This is a genomic window from Streptomyces sp. MnatMP-M17 (assembly GCF_900091995.1).
Taxonomy (GTDB): domain Bacteria; phylum Actinomycetota; class Actinomycetes; order Streptomycetales; family Streptomycetaceae; genus Streptomyces.
In genome coordinates, this window is the sequence record NZ_FMDK01001134.1 from 1 (window position 1) to 1,550 (window position 1,550).

Below are 1,550 nucleotides of genomic sequence, written 5' to 3' on the forward strand. Positions count from 1 at the left end.
GCGCCGGGTCCCGCGGCGCTCGCCCGCGCCGCCGCCCTGCTCGCCGCCGCCGAGATCCCCGCCGAAATCCCCGCCGAGGGCGCCGACGGAGCCGAGGCGATGGCCGCCGCGCTGACCACCGCCCACGCGTCCATGGTCCGCCTGCACGAGGAGACCCCCGGGCTCGCCCCGTACCAGGAGGCTCGCCTGCTGCGGCTGCGGGCGACCGCGCTCGGCATGCGCCTACAGGCCTCGCAGAGCGAGGAGCACGTCGCGTCGGCCTTCGCCGAAGTGGACCTGCTGTACGCGTTCGCCACCCGGCACGAGATCGTCGGGCAGATCTCCGGCGCCCGGCTGCTGAGAGCCAGTACGTACGCCGTCTCCGGTGACCTGCCGGCCGCGATCACCGAGATCGACGCCCTCATCGACCTGCTGAAGGCACACGGCCCCGCCTGGCATCTGCCCCGCACGCTCGGACTGCGCGGCCGGTTCCAGCTCGGTCTCCAGGACGCGCAGGCGGCCCACGCGGACCTGGCCGAGGCCCTGCGGCTGGCTGCCGGTTGGTCGGCCGACGTGGTCGACGCCGCCCGCCTCCACGGTGATCTGGCCGAGGCATGCATGCACCTGGGCCGCCCCGACGAGGCACTGCGGCACCTGACGCGCTCGGCCGAGCTGGACCTTCGCCACGGCAGCCGGACAGCCGCGTTCTGCACCTACAGCAACGCGGCCCAGCTCAGCCTCGACCTGGGCCGGTTCGAGGACTGCATCGCTCTGCTCGACTCCCTCCTGGCCGACCCTGGCGTTGCCGCCGGAGAGCTGGACGACCGGCTCGTGGCCCAGTTGCGCCTGTCCCGCGCTCGCGCGCTGCACGCGGCGGAGGACCTCAAGGCCGCCACGGCGGAGTTCGCCGCCCTCGCGGCCGAGTCGGCAGGCTGGGACGACGACCCGGGGAGCCACGCCATGATCGCCGCGGAGACGGCCATGCTCCTCGGCGAGTCCGGCGAGTTCGGCCGGGCCCGCGAGGCCGCGGACCAGGCACTCGCCGCCCACGCCCGGGCCCCGCGCTACGAGCCGCTCAGCAACTGCCTGCGCGAACTCGCCCGCCTCCAGGTCCAGCAACAGGGCCCCGACGGTCTGGCCGACGCCCTCGCCGACCTCGCCGAAGCCGGCCGGATCGCCGACGAGGCCCGCGCCGCCGGGTACAAGGCCCGCGGTCGCTCCCTGGACACCGCCCTGGCCTACGAACACGGGCGGGTCAATGCCTACGCCGGTGAGTACGAGACCGCCCTGGCAGCCCTGGAAAAGGCCCTCGCTCTCCTCGGCGAGCCGGCGGAGGGGGACCGTGCCGAGGAGTGGGCCGAGTGCGTCCGTCTCGCCGGTGCCGTGGAGGGCATCTACTTGGAACGCCCCGCCCCCGCCCTCACTCGCCTCGACGCGGCGGTCTCCCACCTGACCGCCCTGGGTCACACCGGGGAGTCCGAGGCGCTGACCTCCTTGGCGGCCCAGCTGCGCGACGAGGAGTGACGTGACGGCTCCCGGTGCGGGGCGACCGCCCGCCCCGCACCGGGACC

Annotated in this window: 1 pseudogene; it reads left to right on the forward strand. The window is 75.2% G+C overall.

The features are described from left to right. A pseudogene (locus GA0115259_RS36910) lies at positions 1–1,503 on the forward strand (hypothetical protein); the annotation flags it as partial. Positions 1,504–1,550: the final 47 nt, after the last annotated feature.